Genomic DNA, 19,171 nt, shown 5'->3' on the forward strand with positions numbered 1-19,171 from the left:
TGTAGTGCAATTTTGCATATGACCAATATCATTTATCGCACTATTATTTAACACTACTTTGCAGTAGAAAAGCTAACTAAATTTTGTGCGCTTTTGTTTAAGTCTTAAATAAAGTAACATCATTACATTTTGACTTAATTCATTAATTTAAAAACAAGTATCATGAAGAAAAATATGGGAACCACAGACAAATTCATAAGATTTATAATTGCCGCAGCGCTTATAATTGCATTTTTGACAAATACCGTTACCGGTGTTTTAGGTTATGTGGCACTAGCTGTTGCAGCTATTTTTATCTTGACTTCTTTCGTAAGCTTTTGCCCGCTGTATACGTTGTTTGGTGGTAGCACTTGTAAGGTTAAATAGTAAGCTTATTACCTAACAATACTTTTAGCGACCAACTTGTTGGACGCTAAAAATTGTAGTTAATAATCAGGTCTAAGTGAAACATATCTACCTTATTAAAATAGAGATTAGCATTGTCTGGTATATCACCATTACCAATTTTAGAGGTCAACAACAGTTCTGGTCTTAAGCGTTTCAACTTTTTAATATCGAAGAAAATATCAAGATTAATATGCGTATTATTTGGCATAGCATACTTATTTAAAGTTGCATCGGTTGGATCTGGTTTCCAATGCTTACCGATACTTAAGATCGACATAAGATTTAGATCTTTTGAAATGGTAATGTCTTTTTTATAATTTAAAACCAGTGCATGATTATCCGCAGAACCTTCGCTGCGCTCCCGCTTTTGAAAACTGAATAAATCTTCTCTACCCCATTCTCTTGGCGATATAAATTGACCGTGTGGTAAAATTCTATTATATGCTAAAGAAACTAGTCCTACTTTACTTTTATACCCAATTTTCAACCCTAAAACATCTGCAGTATTCTGATTATAGTAGCGAAGTGAGTCTACACTGCTACCACCATCACCCACCTTATTTTGATGTAGCCACTCCCCTTCTAACGTCAACGATTTAGATATTTTATAAGCAGGTTTTATATAGAACGAATTGAATATATTATCTACATATTGGTTCCATATTTTCACATTAAAATCGTCAGTTACTTCAAAATCGACATTTGCCATTAAAATATAATCAGATGCGGTGTTGTCTGCATACTGAGATGCAGTACCAAGTTTATTTCTACCTACAGGGTATGTGCCTATACTTTCACCAATACCATAAAACTCTCCCGTGGAGCGTGGTGCTATTTCATTTAATATTCCAAACTGAAACGATGTCTTTTGTTTATTGTATTTATACCAAAATCCTTGTACCAAAGTGGGTATCATTCTACCATCTTCCGGGTTAATTAACGGACTATTAATTTTCATCCGCCCAAGCGTAAATGAATGCTGAGCTAGGTGATATTTCGCATATAGTTCTCCTAATAAAAAAACAGAATCATTTTCTAAATCTAACCTATCGAAAAGTCCTTCCTCGTATCTACTAATTCTTCCAGTTGTTGCATCTGGTATTGTTAAATCTTGTAATCCTAAATTGGTAGCATTATATAATGCTGCACCTATATCTAAGTTTTCTAGTAGAGTATACTGGTACTTTAATTTACCTCCTGTCGCTAAAGCATTAAAGTCTTTTAATGCCCCTTTATTTGAGGTCATCATATAATACGTTCGCCATTGCCCAGATAAAATTCCTTTTTTCTTTACCGCAACAGTATCTTGGGCCATAGAAAAAATAGGTAGACAAATAAGTAGTACTAATAGTATTCGCATAAAGCCTATTTCGTTTTGGTAATACCGTATTCGTTCTTATAATACTCCATTATTGGTGGAAACGGTCCATATTTGTGTTGTTCTGGAGAAAAATCATCTGCCCAAGGACCATAAGGTGTAGATACCGGTTTCAATTTTTTATTAGGGTAGTCATCTTCCTTATTTGCCTTATGAGGTCTTGAAAAACTATTAATATAACCCGCCACATGATAAGCTTCTTCATCTGTTAATTTGGGATTATCCCATGTTGCCTGCAAATAAGGCATATTGCTTTTAATAAACTCAGCAGAAGTAATCACCCTATTCATACCTGCTCCATCATTAAAACTATCTGGTCCCCATAATGGCGGATACGTATAACTTTTACCATCGACCGCATTAAGAACTCCCGCTCCATTTTCACCATGACAGATGATACACTCTTTTTGATACACCTGACTTCCCTTTTCTAAATCTACCGCTACAGCAGGTATCTTTATTTTTGGATATCCTTTAAACTCTGCCTTTCTATTTTCTGGTACATCTTCGCTCAACCAATTCATATAGGCCACAATCGCTTTCATTTGATCAGCACCTTCCGGAAGCATTTTGCCGTTCATACTACGCTCCATACACCCATTTATTCGATCTTCAATAGTACCTTCTCTATTACCTCTGCCACCAAACTGTGGAAATCGTTCTATAATACCCACCCAAGATCCAGAGCCTGCCTGTGCTCCTTTTTGTAAGTGGCAATTGGCACATGCTAAATTATTACCGCTATATCTATCTTCGGCACGCACTGCATTCGGACCCATATATTTTGAAGATTCTGCAATAAGGAAGTACCCCTCTTTAACTGTCGCAGACATAGTAGGTAACTCTGCCATGGCATCTTTAGGTTGCCAATCATCGTTAGCTACAATTTCTTCAGATTCAATAATTACATCATTTTTAGTACTTGGTTCATACGTTAATAACCATATAAAAACAAGACCGACCAAAACGAAGATAATCGCAAATAGCTTTATAAATAGTTTCGCAAATACTCGTAATTCTTTCATAGAACTGTAATCTTACGCTAATTTAAATAACGAATCTATAATTATCATATCAAAATGGCAGTAACCATAGTTACACTAGCGTTAAATACTTTAACTTACTTTCATTCCTCTTAAAAATTACAGACATTAGTAGTAAACAACACATTAATTCAAACCTTACTTTACAATCAATTCTAATTTAACGAACACATGAAAAGAGCACTTCTAATTGCAATAGTACTTATGGGAACACAAATGATCACCGCCCAAGAATGGACCACGCCCGTTATTGATGGTTATGGAAAAATAAAAGAATTTAAGGATGTTGCCGTTCAGGCAGACCCTAGTAAAGAATATAATCTTGTATTTGACCTTAAAGATGAACGTGAGCTAGATGGTATTAATGTAGGTTATTTTAAAATTGCCAGAATGATAAATATGTTAGGTGCCGGTGGTGTTTCTGCCGATAAAGTAAATATCATCGCTGCTGTACATGGTGGTGCTACATTCACTGCCTTAAACGAGGCTAAATACAAGGCTAAATACGAAAAGGAAAATCCAAATGAAGCCGTAATAAAATTATTAAAAGATTACGGGGTAGAATTCTATGTTTGCGCACAAGCTACCGCTGCTAGAGATATTACCGCTGCAGATTTAAACCCGAATACAGAATTAGGGCTTTCTGCAATGATGGTTCTTGCCAATTACCAAATGGACGGGTATATTTTTATGCCATAAATAATTACCACATGAAAGATTTTTGGAATGAGCGTTATGACGAAGAAAGTTATGCTTATGGGAGCTCACCAAATGAATTCTTTAAACAACAATTAGATAAATTAAACGTAGGTTCTATTTTACTGCCTGCCGAAGGTGAAGGTAGAAATGCCGTCTATGCACTATCTAAAGGTTGGGAAGTATTGGCTTTCGACTTTAGTGAATCTGCAATGGTTAAAGCTAAAAAACTAGCTGCTACTTATAATTTGAACTTGGATTATCAAATAATTGATGCCCTTAAATTTAATGCTACTAAAAAGTTTGATGTAATCGCCTTCTGTTATGCGCATTTTCCTGCAGCTATTAGAAAGAAAGCAAACCAACATCTTTTAAAATCATTAAAACCAAACGGACATATCATTTTTGAGGCATTCTCTAAAAATCAACTTGGAAAACCTTCTGGCGGACCAAAAAATATAGACATGCTCTATAATATTAATGAAATTGAAGATGAGTTTATTGGAATAAATTTTGAAATTTTAGAAGAAAAGGAAATAGAATTGAACGAAGGACTTTACCATATTGGCGATGCTTCGGTTATTGATTTTACCGGTACTAAAATATAAAAAGGGACCACATTTGGTCCCTTTTTATATTCATCTATTAAAATTCATATTGAACAAAAACCGATAGATTTCTTCCTGGATCATTGATGGGTTCCGTTCCAAATTCAGCCTGATTATTAAATGCAAAATTGAGGTGATTACTATACGTTTTATCAAAAACATTTAATGCCGCAACACCTAAGGTTAGATTCTTCATTGGTATTACACCTAAACGTAAATCCATTATTTCATACCCTGGTGTAACCTGCTCTCCAAAAGAATACGCAATATTATCTTGCTCGGCAGTCAGCCTATATTCTGCATTCACCCAAAACTTTTCTTTTTCAAAGCCTAATTTAAACCTTGTAACTAAAGGTGGTACCAGAGGTAATGACTCATTTAAGTCATTATTCTTCGCATATACATAAGCAAGTTCAGTGGTGAAATTGAAATGATTACAAAAGTCTACACCTGCCATAATTTCAAAACCTGTCTTGTACGCATCATCTAAATTTCTAAAAACTTTTGCATTAGAGGGTTCATTCATTGGCATGAATTTTCTGGTCTGTGTTTCATCTATGATAGCGACTATATAATTTTCGTAAAGTGAGTAATAGAAAGATGTACTATAACTAAACATATCTGAAGTGTTTTCTGAAATAGGCATTTTTACTTTAAAACCTACCTCAAACTGATTATTTACTTCTGCCTCTAAATTAGGATTACCAACATATTCATACGAGTCTTGACCCACGCTAAAATGATTAATAAAACGTTCAATCATATTTGCTGATCTAACACCACGACCATACGCCACTTCCATAATAAATTGTGGAGAATACACATATTTAATTGAGGCTGTGCCACTAAAATTATATTCGGTTCTTCTATCTAGATTAGTATATAAAGCAGCAAAATCAGCTTCTGGATCTTTAGATTCAGAAGTAACATTATCATAACGTACACCTGCAGTTAACATGGTTTTTTCTGTTATGGGGTATTTACCTTCTGCAAATAAACCAATATCATTTATATAGGAATCTTGCCATATCTTATCTTCAAATGTCAAGGGTGTTTCTAAAACTCCCATAGTATTGCTTTTTACTAGACGTGTTCTATTGCCATCTCTAGCAATATGCAAAACATCAACACCTGTAAATAGGGCAAGATTGTCTGTTGGTTTTAATTTTAACTCTACTTTACCACCTGCCGTTGTAGCATCAATTGCAGAAATTGCAGATGTCATCATAAAAGTTGGCCTATTATAATTGGTCATTACATGATCAACATAACTATAATAGATTTTAGAATCTATGCTTTCTACAAAACCTGGCATACTGCCTAATTTATAATCTAAAGAGAGAATACTACTATTATCCTCCTCAGTATCCATAGGAAGACCAGCATGTAAAACATCGCGCCCGAATGACTGTCGCCAATGTGCTTGTAGTCTTTGATTTTCAGTAAAATTAACACCCGCTTTTATGCCATAATCCAAGCTTCTAAAAGAAGACGGAATTTCTGTACCGTCACCATCTTCATAATTACCAAAATCACGAAAACCAATATTACCTGCTACATCATATTTTTCAGTTGCCTGTTGCAACCTTGCCATAGAAACCATGGAATTACCGTTACTTTCATAACCACCACTTACACTACCATGAAGACCATAATCTTCTACAGTTGGTTTTTGGGTTACCATATTAACGATACCACCAAAAGTAGCACCATATCTAACAGAGTATGGTCCTTTTATAATTTCAATTTTTTCTATTTCTTCTGGTATCACATGGGTAGTAATGGGATCCATACGATTGGGGCAAGCACTCATGGCTTTTGTACCACCATCAAACTGCACATTTAACTGCTCATATTGCGTTGCTCTAAAACTAGGATCAATTGCATAATTCCCTCTTTTAATCAATGAAAAACCATTAACATCATTGAATAAATCAGCCACGTTTCTGGGCTGAACTATTTTCTTGACATAATCATTGGTCTCTAAGGTAAGTACTGGGTCAATTTTCATATTTCCTGTCACTAAAACTCCATTTATGGCAATAGGCGCTTCTTGTAAGGTGATTACTATTGGGGTATTAATGTCAAGTACTTGTTGTTGTATGGTTTTATACCCAACATAAGATATGGTCAATATCACATTTTCTTCAACATTTTTTAAAACAAAATCACCATCAAAATTGGTATATGTTGCTAATCCATTATTAGTCAAAATGTGAGCACCATCAAGTGGTTGTTGGTCAATTTCAGAGATGATTTTTCCCGATAAATTTTGTGCGTATAGTAAGGGTGTCGATAATAATACCGCTAGTACCCAAAGATATTTTAGGTTCATTATTTAAATTTTTAATTAATTGAAATACTATCCAACTTCCTATTAATTAGGCGTTAGACACATTAGATGTAGATAAAAAATTTAAATTTTGGGAGGATGTTTGATACGTTCAAAGAAATGAAAATCGTAAATAACACGATACAGTACATTATGCACCACTTTTCTAGATTGTTGCACAAACTCATATGTAGTCAATGATCCAATAAACAATACTATTTCGTTTTTAAGCAAGTCTAAATTAATTGGAGTTTTTTCATTATCAGCTTTCTGAGATAACATTTGCGATAAAGCACATTTACCATCACATTTTAATTCTGGTCGTTCTTTATTCTCACAAAAGCGCTCAACAAAATCATCTGTAAACACAGCATAATAACTCATTACACTAGCAGTCTTAAAACAACTTGCCAATGAAATGAATGTAAACAGTATTGATATAGAAAAGCTTGACAACTTCATGCTGCAAAATTAAACGCCCTTATTGATTTAAAATGTGACATTAGTCACATAAATGAAATAATGTACTTCGCATTCCCTGAGATTTTTTGAGCCAAGACAATTGTTAAACTATGTTAAAAAAACTTCTATGTAACTAAGGTTACTAAATACGTTACGACTATAGAATAAATTTATCAAATATTAATTAATCTATAACTTTAACCTATTATTAATCATACAGTTTAAAATACAGAAGTCATGACAAATACAAATTTATCAAACATCGGATTAGACAAAAACAGCACTAACGATATCGCAACTCATTTAAATGATGTGCTATCTAACTACCAAATGTTTTATATGAATCTAAGAGGTTTTCATTGGAATATTAAAGGAAGAAAATTTTTTGAACTTCATATGAAATTTGAAGAATTGTATAATGACGCTTTAATTAAAGTAGATGAAATTGCAGAACGTGTACTTACTTTAAGCAATACACCAATTCATACTTTTGCCAAGTATATAGAAAGCTCTGAGATTAAGGCTATAGAAAATGTTGTTGACGGCGATAAGGCTGTTGATAATATATTAGAAAGCTTAAGTATCTTATTAAAAAAAGAAAGGGCTACACTTAAAATCGCTGCTGAGGCTGAAGATGAAGGAACAGTTTCATTAATGAGCGACTATATTACACAGCAAGAAAAATTAGTTTGGATGCTTTCTGCATATAAAGACTAGTACCTAAAGTAGCAGTATTAAAATCCCTAAAATTTGACTCTTCAAATTTTAGGGATTTTTATGTTTAGAAAAATCGAACTAAAAATTTGTTCAATTTTCTCATATAAATATAAACTCACAAAGTTATCTTGTCTAAATGGTATTTTTATTTAAAGTTTTTCAAATATGTAACATAGGTTACCTTTAAAAATCACACGTTCTTTACTTTTGTTATCATACTAAATATTGTAAATAATATAGCATATGGAAGACATGATTTTTTACGATAGACTGCAATTTGCATTTACTATTACTTTCCACTATATATTTCCTCAATTGACCATGGGCCTGTCATTAATAATCGTCTATTTAAAATGGAAATACCTCAGAAATAAAATTGAAAAATATAATGATGCCGCTAAATTTTTTATGAAAATTTTTGCCATCAATTTTACCATGGGCGTTGTCACAGGTATTCCTATGGAATTTCAATTTGGCACCAACTGGGCAAAATTCTCTGAACTAACAGGAGGTATAATTGGACAGACCCTAGCAATGGAAGGTCTCTTTTCTTTCTTCTTAGAATCTTCTTTCTTAGCGCTGTTTATTTTTGGTGAAAAGTTAATGGGACAGAAACTACACCTCTTAACAGGTTTTCTGGTATTCTTAGGTTCTTGGGCAAGTGGCTGGTTTATTTTGGCTACCAATGCATGGATGCAACATCCCGTAGGATATGAAATATTGGACAATGGTAAGTTTGTTCTCGAAAATTTCTCCGCTCTATTTGGTAACCCTTGGCTTCTACCCGCCTTTTTACATAATCAATTGGCTTCTGTGGTCACCTCTTCCTTTGTGGTAGCTAGCATTGGAGCTTTTTACATACTAAGAAACAAACAAATTGAACACGGAAAACTATTCTTAAAAACTGGAGTCATATTTGGTTTGGTATCTAGCATCTTGGTGGCTTTCCCTACCGGCGATTGGAATGCGAAAAATGTCGCAAAATACCAGCCAGCAGCTTTCGCAGCTATGGAAGGTATTTTTGAAACTGAACATGCCGGGGCAGAAATTGTTCTCATAGGACAGCCCAATATGGTAGAGAAAAAATTAGATAATAAAATTGCTGTACCCAATGTACTAAGCTTCTTAACCTACCAGGAATGGGAAAAGCAAATAGTGGGTATGGATAAATTTAAAGAAGAAGAATTACCAGATAACATTCCTGCTTTGTACTATTCTTATCATATAATGGTTGGTTTAGGCACCGTATTTATGGCTATAATGGCGCTGGCTGCTTTTTTACTATGGCGTAAAAAACTATACACATCAAAAGCATTACTTTGGTCTATCATGTTTTTGGTTCCATTTCCTTACATAGCTAATCTTACAGGTTGGTATACGGCAGAACTAGGTAGACAACCCTATTTGGTTTATGGCTTATTAAGAACAACTGAAGGGGTGTCTCCTACAGTTTCATCAGGTAACACCTTATTTACTTTACTTGGTTTTGTAGCCTTGTATATGCTATTAGGACTTTTGTTCTTAGTCTTAGTGGGTAAAACAATTAATCAAGGTCCTAAACATCAAACACATTAAATTATGGAAACATTTTGGTTCATAGCAATTGCTATAGTTTTAGCGGTATTTTTCATTTTAGATGGGTATGATTTTGGCACAGGAATCATTCATTTATTTTTTGCAAAAACGGAAAAAGATAAAGAAGTCATTGCAAAATCTGCGGGTTTGTTTTGGGATTCTAATGAGGTTTGGTTAGTTGCCGCTGGTGGTCTATTATTTATGGCTTTCCCTACTTTTTATGCTTCCGTATTTAGTGGCTTTTACTTACCATTAATAATTGTTTTATGGTTAATTATTTTTAGAGCTATAGGTTTGGAGTTTAGAGGTCAATTCCGATTTCAAATGTGGAAAGATATTTGGGATAAATCTTTTGGAGTTTCTAGTTTATTGTTAGCCTTATTTTTTGGAATTGCCTTAGGTAACGTTGTTAGAGGAGTAAATTTAGGCGGAGTTGAAGATGGAGTATCCGTATACGAAGGGCATTATTTTTTCTTGCCTTTATGGAACAATAGTTTTAGCCCTTTATCAGATCATCCAGGAATCATAGATTGGTTCACAATCATTATCGGTTTAATTTCTGTAGTCACCTTGGCTATTCATGGTGCAAATTGGATAATTTTAAAAACCAATTCATCCATAAACGGTAATCTTAAAAATATAATCTTTAAACTTAATATTGCGCTTGCAGCACTAACCATTTTTTCTTTAGTAGTATGGCAAGTAGTTAATCCTAATTCGTTAGATAATTTTATGGAAAAACCATATCTCATGATTTTTCCACTTATATATCTAACCGGGCTTATTGGCTTATTTTTCATTAAAAAGTTAAAGAAAGAAATCCATGGTTTTGCACTCTCAACTTTACTGATACTAGGCGGAATTACTTCATCCTTGGCATCTATGTTCCCAATAATTTTACCTTCAGTAAATTCAGTGAACGAGCCTTTAACCATATATAATACAGCAGCATCTAATTATGGCTTATCTGTAGCTTTAACTTGGGGTTTTATTGGGTTCATACTATTAATTATCTATTTCATAGTTCAAAAAAGATTAATGGGAGGAAAAATAGATCATATGGATTATGGTCATTAGATTAAAGAAAAGACTATGACTGGCACTCTAATTTCATTAATCAGTATTCTTATAGGAATTATTGCCGCAAATGCTACAGGCTTTCTAATTCAGAAATACTCGTTTGGTGTTATTGGTAATACAATTGTTGGGGTTTTTGGAAGTATCTTATTCATAAAGACTTTTGGTAGATTGGGTTTTAATCCATGGTCAATAATGAACGATGGTGATTTTGATAGCTTTCGTCTAATAATCAATTTAGTAGTATCGGCTGTAGGGGGAGCACTAGGTCTTGTTTTAGCAAAAATGATATATAATAAGTTCAATAAATCATAAACGAAAAACCCTAGTTATCTTTCTTCTTATTCATTTTATATATCAGCCAAATGAAGCCTACTACAAAATGAAGAACAATAACACCAGCTATGATATAAATTAACGTATTTGAACTTCCTCTCATTTCTAACCTATTTTAATCAGATTTTTCAAAATTAAGGATCCTATTAAAATAGAAATATGATAATAGTCAATAGCCTATACCAAAGTTATACTAACCATCTGTAACTGTTTTTAATATTCGATTATTACGAGATGAATTAAATCTGTTTATGTAACAAAGGTTACTGTATAGCTTTAAGATTAAAGAGACCTTAGTATAAACTTAAAAGATTATAATAATGTCAAAAATAGTCATCTTAGGTGCAGGAATCTCTGGTCATGTTGCAGCAGCTCATCTACGTCGAAAATTATCGAAAGAACATGAAGTATTAGTCGTTTCGCCAAACAGCAATTACCAATGGATACCCTCAAACATTTGGGTTGGTATCGGTAGAATGAAGTCTAAAGAAATACTATTTCCATTAGCTCCGTTATACAAGAAAAAAAGTATTGGTTATAAACAAGCGAAAGTAACTACGTTTCACCCAGAAGGTGATGCCGAAGTAACACAGCCTTTTGTAAAAATTGAATATGTAAACGATGAGAAAAAAGGACAAACCGAAAAAGTAACCTATGATTATTTGATAAACGCTACTGGTCCCAAATTAGCTTTTGACATGACTGAAGGTTTAAATCCGGGAACTAATAAAACATATTCTGTTTGTACATATACCCACGCCGAACATGCCTGGCATGCTTTGAACGACTTGATTCAGGAAATGAAACAAGGTAAAAAAGTAAAAATACTTATTGGCACTGGTCACGCAAAATCTACATGCCAAGGCGCAGCTTTCGAATATATTTTAAATGTTGAACAAGAACTGAGACGACACAATGTACGTGATAAAGCTGAAGTTGTTTGGATTGCCAATGAGCATCAATTAGGTGATTTTGGTATGGATGGCATGCTACTTAGTTACGGCAACAATATCATGAAATCTAGCGAAATGGTAGAGATGGTTTTTGAAGACCGTGGTATAAAATGGATTATTGGTGCAGGGGTCAATAAAATAGAAGACGGTATAGCTCATTATGAAACACTAGATGGTGAATACCATACTGAAACATATGATTTTGCTATGCTAATACCTGCTTTCTCAGGGCATGGATTTAAGGCTTTCGATAAAAATAACGAAGATATTACAGAAAAACTCTTTAAAGGATTTATGTTGGTAGATGCTGATTATACGCCTAAACCATATGAAGAATGGAGTGTACAAGATTGGCCTGAAACGTATCAGAATCCATCTTATAAAAATATTTTTGCACCTGGTATTGCTTTTGCTCCACCTCATGCAATTTCAAAACCTAGGGTAAGCAAAAATGGTACAACTATATCCCCAGCCCCACCCAGAACAGGAATGCCTTCTGGTATTACCGCAAAATTAGTGGCAGATAATATTATTGATATTATGAACGGAAAAAAAGAATTACACCACAAAGGTTCGTTAGGTAATATGGGTGCTGCGTGTATTGCATCGGCAGGATATGGAATGACAAAAGGTAGTGGCGTTAGTATTACCACCTACCCTATTGTACCTGATTATCACAAATATCCCGAAACACAAGGTAGACAATTAGGCAAAACTTTTGGTGAAATTGGCTTGGCCGGACATTGGTTAAAACTAGCCTTACACTATGCCTTTATCTATAAAGCAAAAATGAAACCTTTTTGGTGGCTAATTCCTGAATAGCTTAAGGAAGGGTACTCTAAATTTTAAATTAATTAAACTTAAGACCAAAAAAATGACACAGAGAATATCAAAATCGAAACGCTTTTATATGATGAACCCAATAATTCAATTTTTTAAGTTCATTTGGTTAAGCATAAAAATAATGTTAGTAGTGGCTGGTGGTCATGGCGGTACTAGAAAAGCAAATAATTAATGACTAAAAAAGGGATTTTTCTAACCACAATTGGTGTGGTGATCGGTGCTATTGCAGGGTATTTGTATTACGCAGAAATTGGTTGCCTTAATGGTACTTGTGCCATTACTTCCAAACCAATAAACAGTACACTATATGGCGGTTTAATGGGCGGACTACTATTCAATATTTTTATTAAATCTCCTAAAACATAAAAGAATATACATTTGTTTTTCAGCCGGTATTAGCTACTGGTTTAATTCTAAGTAAGAAATATAAGCTGTTTTATTTCAATTTAATGGTTGGTCATAAATGGCATTTCTATAATGGGAATGCCTTTTATTTTTAAATGATAATTATCATAGAAGAATAAAAAAAATATCAATTAAAACTACGGTTTCCTGATGGTAGTCATTTACACCTTTAGAATACCCCTATATATTTGTTTCACTAGTAATTATTGGCATACATGAACATTAAGTTGGTTCTCAAGTCCTTTTTAAATTCATCGGTAACATTTGTTACTGTGCAGCCCGTTTTACCACCTTAATTTTGCCTTAAATAAATGAATACGATGAAGTATAAATTAGGATTGATATTGTTATTCGTCTTTTATTCTGGACTTGCACAGCAAACTAAGTCAATTACAAAAGATGAAATTCTAGCTAAAGTTAAGGAGCGCAATAACACGTTAAAAATGGCACAGCAAGATGTGTTGTCTGCAAAGGGTGATTATAATCAGACCAAGGCCATTTTGTTACCCAATATTAGTGTATCGCATACTGGAATTGCTACCACAAACCCGCTGATGGCATTTGGCTCTAAACTGAATCAGGAAATTTTGACTGCCGCAGATTTTAACCCAGATTTGTTAAATGACCCACGTCAAATCGAAGATTTTGCAACTCGTGTAGAAGTACAACAACCATTAATAAACTTCGATGGCATCTACCAACGCAAAGCGGCAAAGGCAAAATTGACCGCTACCGAACTACAGTCTGGTCGTACGGTTGATTATTTAGCGCTTGAAGTTGAAAAAGCCTATATGCAGTTACAACTCGCCTATAAAACGGTGAAGTTTTTAGAAAAAGCCCAAGAAACAGCTTTAGAAAATAAGCGTATAGCTGACAATAGCTACAAACAAGGCTACCTACAAAAATCTGATGTTCTTTCTGTAGAAGTGCGGGTTACAGAAATAGAGAATCAACTTCAATACGCAAAAAGTAATATACTAAATGCCAGCAACTACCTATCTGTTTTAATGAATGCTGATGAAAATGAAATTTTAAAACCTTCAGATTCACTAGCTATCACTAATGATGCGACTGCAACGGTTGTATACTTATCTGAAAACAGAAAAGATATTTTAGCCATGAATTCTGCTACCGAAGCATATAGACAAATGCACAAGGCAGACCAAATGGCTTTCTTACCTAGATTAAATGCCTTTGGTACTTATGAGTTACATGACGATGAAATTTTTCAAGGGCAAGCCCAAGGATATTTATTTGGCGCAGAACTAAAATGGAACCTTTTTGAAGGAAGTAAGCGTTTTGGAAAATCTCAAAAGAGTAAGGCTGAATATGACAAATCTAAACTACAATTAGAACAGTATAAATCTGAAAGCCAATTAGAACTTAACAAAGCAAAAAGAGGTCTTGAAGACGCTAAAAACAAATTAAAACTTACAAAATTGGCACTAGAACAATCTGAAGAATCATTACGTATACGCACCAATAGATTCAAGCAAGGTTTAGAAAAAACTACAGATTTGCTAATGTCCGAAACGCAATACTCTCAAAAGCAATTAGAATATTACGCAACAATTTTTCAACATAATTACGCCTTGGCGTATGTACAATTTCTAACGAAAGAATAGCATAAATCCATTACTTAATACTAAGCATAAAGATGAAAAATAAAAAATATATAATCACGGCAATTTTAGGAGCAACAATCCTAATCTCTAGTTGTGGAAGCGAAGATAAAAAAGCTGTAGTTGATAAATCGCCAGCAATAGCCGTTCAAGTAAAAACTGTTTCTGAAGATAGTAGTAGTCCGTTTTTAACCGTAAGTGGAAAAATTGAAGCCGCTAAAAGTGCAAATATCAGTACCCGTATGATGGGGTATGTAGATAAGATATATGTAAATGTTGGTGATAAAGTGAATAAAGGTCAATTACTAATGAGTGTTAATAATGCTGATGTATCGGCTCAATTAGCACAGGTAAATGCAGGAATCACTGAGGCTGAAGCTGCTTTTACTAATGCCGAAAAGGACTTTAATAGATTCTCAACTTTATTTAAAGAAAACAGTGCTTCACAGAAAGAACTAGATGATATCACAGCCAATTATAACATGGCTAAGGCACGTTTAGAGTCTGCTAAACAAATGAGAAACGGTGTAAATGCACAAATGGGTTATGCGAATATTCGTGCTCCTTTTAATGGTGTGGTCACCAATAAATTCATTAGTGCAGGTGATATGGCAAACCCAGGTATGCCTTTGCTAGAAGTAGAATCTCCAGGTAAATATCAAGTTTTGGCAATGGTTCCGGAATCTGAAATTCTTGCTGTTAAAAATGACACTGAGGTTACCGTACAGGTAAAAGCTTTAAATGAGAATGTAAAAGGTAAGGTAACAGAAGTGAGTACTTCTTCTAAAAATACAGGAGGTCAATATTTGGTCAAGGTTATATTAGACAAAACCGATGCTCAGATTTTATCTGGTATGTACGCAACCGTACAATTTCCTGGAGCACGAAAAACAACAAGTTCTGCCGTAATGATACCTGTACAAGCCATTGTTAAGAAAGGTCAATTATCTGGAATTTATACCGTGAGTCAAAGCAACACTGCCTTATTACGTTGGTTGAGATTGGGAAGAACTTTTGGTGATCAAGTAGAAGTATTATCAGGACTATCTGCAGATGAACAATATATAGTTTCTGCAGAAGGAAAATTATTTAACGGAGCAAAAATCTCCAATCAATAAACGAGTCTGGGTTAGGGATTGAAGCGGTTACCCCACAGGCACTTTTTGTGCCGAGGAGTATGAGCGGAAAGCCTGACCACCTGCCAACCGGCAGGTGGTAACACACAAATAAAATATAGAAATAATGAAGGAAGGTTTAGCTGGTAAAATTGCCAAATTATTTATAGGCAGCAAGTTAACGGTACTACTAATGATTGTATTTATGGTCATTGGGGTGTACAGTTCGTTTTTGATTCCGAGGGAAGAAGAACCACAAATTGATGTGCCAATGGCAGACATATTTGTAGGCTACCCTGGTGCGAGTCCTGCTGAAGTAGAATCTCGTGTTATTAAGCCTTTAGAGAAATTAATCTCTAATATCAAAGGTGTAGAATATGTGTATTCAACTTCAATGAAAGAACAGGGTATGGTCATTGTTCAGTTTTACGTGGGCGAAGACATAGAGCGTTCTTTCGTAAAATTATACAATGAAATTAATAAGCATATGGATATTATGCCGCAGGGCGTAACATTCCCATTGGTAAAAACCCGTGCTATTGATGACGTGCCTATGCTTGGACTTACCTTATGGAGCGAAAACTATGACGGGTACCAGTTGAGCCAAATGGCACAGGAGCTAGAAAGCGAAATTAAAAAAGTAAATGATGTAGCTACTACCCATAAAATTGGTAATCAAGATCGTCAATTACGTGTGGTTTTAGATAAGGATAAACTAGCCGCCAGTGGCTTAGATTTCTTATCTGTTTCTGAAATGATTAAGGCTAACAATGCTCAATTGAGCTCTGGTAGTTTTGATAAGAATGATACCGAGTTTTTGGTAAATACCGGTAATTTTTTGGCTTCTGTTACCGATGTTGAAAACCTTGTGGTTGGTGTACAACAGAACCAGCCAATTTATTTAAAACAAATTGCGAGCATTATAGACGGACCAGAAGTTCCTCAAAGTTATGTGTCGTTAGGTTTTGGTCAAGCAAGCGATAAGGTATCAGATTACAAATCTGAATACCCAGCGGTTACCATTTCGGTAGCAAAAAGAAAAGGTGCCGATGCAATGAAAATTGCAGACATTGTTATTGATAAAGTTGAACATTTACGAGCCACATTAATTCCTAATGATGTTCACGTAGAAATCACTAGAAACTATGGAGAAACGGCATCTCATAAAGTGTCCGAACTTTTATTACACTTAATAGGGTCTATAATTGCGGTAACATTAGTGGTTATGTTAGCAATGGGCTGGCGTGGTGGTTTGGTCGTATTTTTATCCGTACCCATTACATTTGCTTTGACATTGTTGAGTTATTATATGCTTGACTACACCTTAAACAGAATTACATTATTTGCCTTAGTTTTCGTAACAGGTATTGTGGTAGATGACTCTATTATTATTGCCGAGAATATGCACCGGCATTTTAAAATGAAACGGCTACCGTTTAAGCAGGCAGCACTTTATGCTATAAACGAAGTTGGTAACCCTACTATATTAGCCACATTTACCGTAATCGCCTCAGTTTTACCAATGGCATTCGTATCTGGCTTAATGGGTCCTTATATGGCTCCAATGCCCATAGGTGCATCAATAGCCATGATTTTATCTCTTTTCGTGGCTTTGACCATAACGCCTTATTTAGGGTATATATTCTTGAGAGAAAAAGATAAAAAAGGTGAAGTTGAAAAGAAAGAAAAGCCATTAGAGGAAACTTTTATTTACAGAATTTATAATAAATATGAACGCCCTCTTATTGAAAACAAAAGCAAACGTTGGTTGTTTTTAGGACTGACTTTTTTAATGCTAATGGGATCAATGGTATTGTTTTTCACAAAATCTGTAGCTGTAAAAATGTTGCCTTTTGATAACAAAAATGAGTTTCAAGTGGTTATTGATATGCCAGAAGGCACCACCCTTGAACGCACAGGTGTGGTTGCTCAAGAAATTGCTCAATATTTATCTACTAGACCAGAGGTTGTTAATTACCAAAACTATGTAGGTACCTCTGCCCCTATTACCTTTAACGGATTGGTACGTCATTATGATTTACGTGGTGGTAGTAATATGGCAGATATTCAAGTAAACCTTATTGATAAAGACGAACGTTCTGCTCAAAGTCATGATATTGCAAGTTTACTACGTCCAGATATACAGAAAATAGCTGCTAAATACAATGCCAATGTTAAGTTGGTTGAAGTTCCGCCAGGACCTCCTGTGCTTTCTACAATTGTAGCTGAAGTTTATGGACCTGATTATGAGGAACAGATTAAAATTGCGAGTAGTGTTAAAAATATCTTGAAAAATACTGATGATGTTGTTGATATCGATTGGCTAGTAGAAGCTGACCAAACTGAATATAAATTCGAAATCAACAAAGAGAAAGCAATGCTTTATGGTGTGGCACCACAGCAAATTGCCTATACCATGAACATGGCATTATCCAATAGAGCCATAACTAATTTATACGATGAAAATGCTAGCAACCAAGTAGGTTTACTATTGGCTTTAGATGAAAAGGAGAAATCAACAATTTCAGATATTTCACAGTTAAAGATTACTTCTAAACAGGGTAATATGGTACCTATTGCAGATTTAGTTGATATTAAAGAAACCATAAGTGCTAAGAGTATTTACCGCAAAAATCAAAAACGCGTGGTATATGTAATGGCAGATATGGCAGGAGAATTAGAGAGCCCCGCATATGCTATTTTGGGTATGGAAGAAAAGCTTAAAGAAATAGCATTGCCTAAAGGATATCAAATTACCGAAATGTACTTAGGTCAACCTGAGTTTGAAGATGACTATACCGTTAAATGGGATGGTGAATGGCAAATTACTCTTGAGGTATTCCGTGATTTAGGAATTGCCTTTATGGGAGCCATCATCTTAATTTATATTTTAATTGTAGGATGGTTCCAAAACTTTAAAGCACCTATTGTAATGATGGTAGCCATACCATTATCATTAATTGGAATTATTTTAGGTCACTGGATTATGGGCGCATTTTTTACCGCTACTTCCTTTATTGGTATGATTGCCCTTGCTGGTATTATGGTACGAAATTCGGTACTACTTATAGATTTCATTAATCTACGTTTAGCCGAAGGTGTACCCTTAAAACAAGCTGCTATTGAAGCTGGTGCGGTACGTACTACTCCAATTTTGCTTACTGCAGGCACCGTAGTTATTGGAGCTTTCGTAATCTTATTTGATCCTATTTTTCAAGGTCTTGCGATTTCATTGATGGGAGGTACTATTGTATCTACAGTTCTAACCTTATTGGTGGTACCATTGGTGTATTATATGATAGAAAAGAAGAATTATCCTGAAATGGATAGTACAGAAAATAACAAATAAAAAATTCAGGAATCAACAACACTTTAGTGGTGTTGTTGATTCTTCTAAAAATAGAATAACATGTTAAACACATATTTTAGAGTTATAGTAGGTACAATGGTTTTATTGAGTGTTGTATTAGCTGTCTATGTAAATATCAACTGGCTATGGTTCACCGTTTTTATAGGTGTAAATATTATACAGTCGGCTTTTACGAAATGGTGCTTATTAGAGACTATTCTTAAAAAATTCGGAATTAAAAATTAGTGGAATATTTAATTCATGTGATTTGAA

General features: G+C 34.4%; 18 protein-coding genes. 14 read left to right on the plus strand and 4 right to left on the minus strand.

The genetic code is table 11. The features are described from left to right. Positions 1 to 162: 162 nt before the first annotated feature. Complete coding sequence (locus BUC31_RS14235) at positions 163 to 366, plus strand: YgaP family membrane protein (protein ID WP_073245301.1); 204 nt, start codon at positions 163 to 165, stop codon at positions 364 to 366. A 46-nt stretch (positions 367 to 412) separates the two neighbouring features. On the opposite strand, the gene BUC31_RS14240 is transcribed toward BUC31_RS14235, so the two are convergent. Together BUC31_RS14240 and BUC31_RS14245 are read right to left on the minus strand one after the other, a co-directional pair. Then, positions 413 to 1,747 carry an OprD family outer membrane porin gene (locus BUC31_RS14240; protein ID WP_073245306.1) on the minus strand — a complete coding sequence of 445 codons (1,335 nt, stop codon included), beginning with the start codon at positions 1,745 to 1,747 and terminating at the stop codon, positions 413 to 415. Between the two features lie 5 nt (positions 1,748 to 1,752). After that, positions 1,753 to 2,790 carry a c-type cytochrome gene (locus tag BUC31_RS14245; RefSeq protein WP_073245308.1) on the minus strand — a complete coding sequence of 346 codons (1,038 nt, stop codon included), beginning with the start codon at positions 2,788 to 2,790 and terminating at the stop codon, positions 1,753 to 1,755. 189 nt (positions 2,791 to 2,979) lie between these two features. Between BUC31_RS14245 and BUC31_RS14250 the strand changes: the two genes are divergently transcribed. Together BUC31_RS14250 and BUC31_RS14255 are read left to right on the plus strand one after the other, a co-directional pair. Further along, entirely contained in the window at positions 2,980 to 3,507 is a 528-nt protein-coding gene (locus BUC31_RS14250; RefSeq protein ID WP_073245310.1) for a DsrE family protein, read from the plus strand. A gap of 11 nt (positions 3,508 to 3,518) precedes the next feature. Then, positions 3,519 to 4,112: a class I SAM-dependent methyltransferase gene (locus tag BUC31_RS14255; protein WP_073245313.1), complete on the plus strand. Its 594-nt coding sequence runs from the start codon at positions 3,519 to 3,521 to the stop codon at positions 4,110 to 4,112. A gap of 37 nt (positions 4,113 to 4,149) precedes the next feature. Here the strand turns inward: BUC31_RS14255 and BUC31_RS14260 are convergent, their stop codons facing one another. Next, positions 4,150 to 6,447 (minus strand): TonB-dependent receptor, encoded by a 2,298-nt coding sequence (locus BUC31_RS14260; RefSeq protein ID WP_073245316.1) that lies wholly within the window; start codon positions 6,445 to 6,447, stop codon positions 4,150 to 4,152. An 81-nt stretch (positions 6,448 to 6,528) separates the two neighbouring features. After that, complete coding sequence (locus BUC31_RS14265; RefSeq protein WP_073245317.1) at positions 6,529 to 6,906, minus strand: hypothetical protein; 378 nt, start codon at positions 6,904 to 6,906, stop codon at positions 6,529 to 6,531. A gap of 237 nt (positions 6,907 to 7,143) precedes the next feature. On the opposite strand from BUC31_RS14265, the gene BUC31_RS14270 reads away from it, so the two are divergent. The 11 genes from BUC31_RS14270 (at position 7,144) to BUC31_RS14315 (ending at position 19,144) form a co-directional block, all read left to right on the plus strand. After that, on the plus strand, positions 7,144 to 7,623 hold the full coding sequence (locus BUC31_RS14270) for a Dps family protein (RefSeq protein ID WP_027067560.1): 480 nt from the start codon (positions 7,144 to 7,146) through the stop codon (positions 7,621 to 7,623). 243 nt (positions 7,624 to 7,866) lie between these two features. After that, positions 7,867 to 9,198 (plus strand): cytochrome ubiquinol oxidase subunit I, encoded by a 1,332-nt coding sequence (locus BUC31_RS14275; protein WP_073245319.1) that lies wholly within the window; start codon positions 7,867 to 7,869, stop codon positions 9,196 to 9,198. A gap of 3 nt (positions 9,199 to 9,201) precedes the next feature. After that, positions 9,202 to 10,275, plus strand: a complete 1,074-nt coding sequence (cydB, locus tag BUC31_RS14280) for a cytochrome d ubiquinol oxidase subunit II (protein ID WP_073245320.1) — start codon at positions 9,202 to 9,204, stop codon at positions 10,273 to 10,275. A 15-nt stretch (positions 10,276 to 10,290) separates the two neighbouring features. Beyond that, positions 10,291 to 10,590: a hypothetical protein gene (locus tag BUC31_RS14285; RefSeq protein ID WP_073245322.1), complete on the plus strand. Its 300-nt coding sequence runs from the start codon at positions 10,291 to 10,293 to the stop codon at positions 10,588 to 10,590. 341 nt (positions 10,591 to 10,931) lie between these two features. Further along, positions 10,932 to 12,386, plus strand: a complete 1,455-nt coding sequence (locus tag BUC31_RS14290; protein ID WP_073245324.1) for an NAD(P)/FAD-dependent oxidoreductase — start codon at positions 10,932 to 10,934, stop codon at positions 12,384 to 12,386. A 52-nt stretch (positions 12,387 to 12,438) separates the two neighbouring features. Beyond that, positions 12,439 to 12,579, plus strand: coding sequence for a hypothetical protein (locus BUC31_RS20335; protein ID WP_170861966.1), 141 nt, complete (start codon positions 12,439 to 12,441; stop codon positions 12,577 to 12,579). Then, positions 12,579 to 12,773, plus strand: coding sequence for a DUF6132 family protein (locus tag BUC31_RS14295; protein WP_073245326.1), 195 nt, complete (start codon positions 12,579 to 12,581; stop codon positions 12,771 to 12,773). Before BUC31_RS20335 ends, BUC31_RS14295 begins: the two co-directional genes overlap by 1 nt. 359 nt (positions 12,774 to 13,132) lie before the next feature. Further along, the gene (locus BUC31_RS14300) at positions 13,133 to 14,437 is read left to right on the plus strand and encodes a TolC family protein (protein ID WP_073245328.1); all 1,305 of its coding nucleotides are present in this window, start codon (positions 13,133 to 13,135) and stop codon (positions 14,435 to 14,437) included. Between the two features lie 32 nt (positions 14,438 to 14,469). Then, complete coding sequence (locus BUC31_RS14305) at positions 14,470 to 15,552, plus strand: efflux RND transporter periplasmic adaptor subunit (RefSeq protein ID WP_073245332.1); 1,083 nt, start codon at positions 14,470 to 14,472, stop codon at positions 15,550 to 15,552. A 124-nt stretch (positions 15,553 to 15,676) separates the two neighbouring features. Next, positions 15,677 to 18,898, plus strand: coding sequence for an efflux RND transporter permease subunit (locus BUC31_RS14310; RefSeq protein ID WP_073245334.1), 3,222 nt, complete (start codon positions 15,677 to 15,679; stop codon positions 18,896 to 18,898). A gap of 60 nt (positions 18,899 to 18,958) precedes the next feature. Then, on the plus strand, positions 18,959 to 19,144 hold the full coding sequence (locus BUC31_RS14315; protein ID WP_027067568.1) for a YgaP family membrane protein: 186 nt from the start codon (positions 18,959 to 18,961) through the stop codon (positions 19,142 to 19,144). Positions 19,145 to 19,171: the final 27 nt, after the last annotated feature.

It is taken from the genome of Maribacter aquivivus, assembly GCF_900142175.1.
In the GTDB taxonomy this organism is placed as follows: Bacteria; Bacteroidota; Bacteroidia; order Flavobacteriales; family Flavobacteriaceae; genus Maribacter; species Maribacter aquivivus.

Coding starts and splice junctions, on each gene's coding strand:
- BUC31_RS14235 (WP_073245301.1), top strand. CDS start 163: ATGAAGAAAAATATGGGAACCACAGACAAATTCATAAGATTTATAATT.
- BUC31_RS14240 (WP_073245306.1), bottom strand. CDS start 1,747: ATGCGAATACTATTAGTACTACTTATTTGTCTACCTATTTTTTCTATG.
- BUC31_RS14245 (WP_073245308.1), bottom strand. CDS start 2,790: ATGAAAGAATTACGAGTATTTGCGAAACTATTTATAAAGCTATTTGCG.
- BUC31_RS14250 (WP_073245310.1), top strand. CDS start 2,980: ATGAAAAGAGCACTTCTAATTGCAATAGTACTTATGGGAACACAAATG.
- BUC31_RS14255 (WP_073245313.1), top strand. CDS start 3,519: ATGAAAGATTTTTGGAATGAGCGTTATGACGAAGAAAGTTATGCTTAT.
- BUC31_RS14260 (WP_073245316.1), bottom strand. CDS start 6,447: ATGAACCTAAAATATCTTTGGGTACTAGCGGTATTATTATCGACACCC.
- BUC31_RS14265 (WP_073245317.1), bottom strand. CDS start 6,906: ATGAAGTTGTCAAGCTTTTCTATATCAATACTGTTTACATTCATTTCA.
- BUC31_RS14270 (WP_027067560.1), top strand. CDS start 7,144: ATGACAAATACAAATTTATCAAACATCGGATTAGACAAAAACAGCACT.
- BUC31_RS14275 (WP_073245319.1), top strand. CDS start 7,867: ATGGAAGACATGATTTTTTACGATAGACTGCAATTTGCATTTACTATT.
- cydB (WP_073245320.1), top strand. CDS start 9,202: ATGGAAACATTTTGGTTCATAGCAATTGCTATAGTTTTAGCGGTATTT.
- BUC31_RS14285 (WP_073245322.1), top strand. CDS start 10,291: ATGACTGGCACTCTAATTTCATTAATCAGTATTCTTATAGGAATTATT.
- BUC31_RS14290 (WP_073245324.1), top strand. CDS start 10,932: ATGTCAAAAATAGTCATCTTAGGTGCAGGAATCTCTGGTCATGTTGCA.
- BUC31_RS20335 (WP_170861966.1), top strand. CDS start 12,439: ATGACACAGAGAATATCAAAATCGAAACGCTTTTATATGATGAACCCA.
- BUC31_RS14295 (WP_073245326.1), top strand. CDS start 12,579: ATGACTAAAAAAGGGATTTTTCTAACCACAATTGGTGTGGTGATCGGT.
- BUC31_RS14300 (WP_073245328.1), top strand. CDS start 13,133: ATGAAGTATAAATTAGGATTGATATTGTTATTCGTCTTTTATTCTGGA.
- BUC31_RS14305 (WP_073245332.1), top strand. CDS start 14,470: ATGAAAAATAAAAAATATATAATCACGGCAATTTTAGGAGCAACAATC.
- BUC31_RS14310 (WP_073245334.1), top strand. CDS start 15,677: ATGAAGGAAGGTTTAGCTGGTAAAATTGCCAAATTATTTATAGGCAGC.
- BUC31_RS14315 (WP_027067568.1), top strand. CDS start 18,959: ATGTTAAACACATATTTTAGAGTTATAGTAGGTACAATGGTTTTATTG.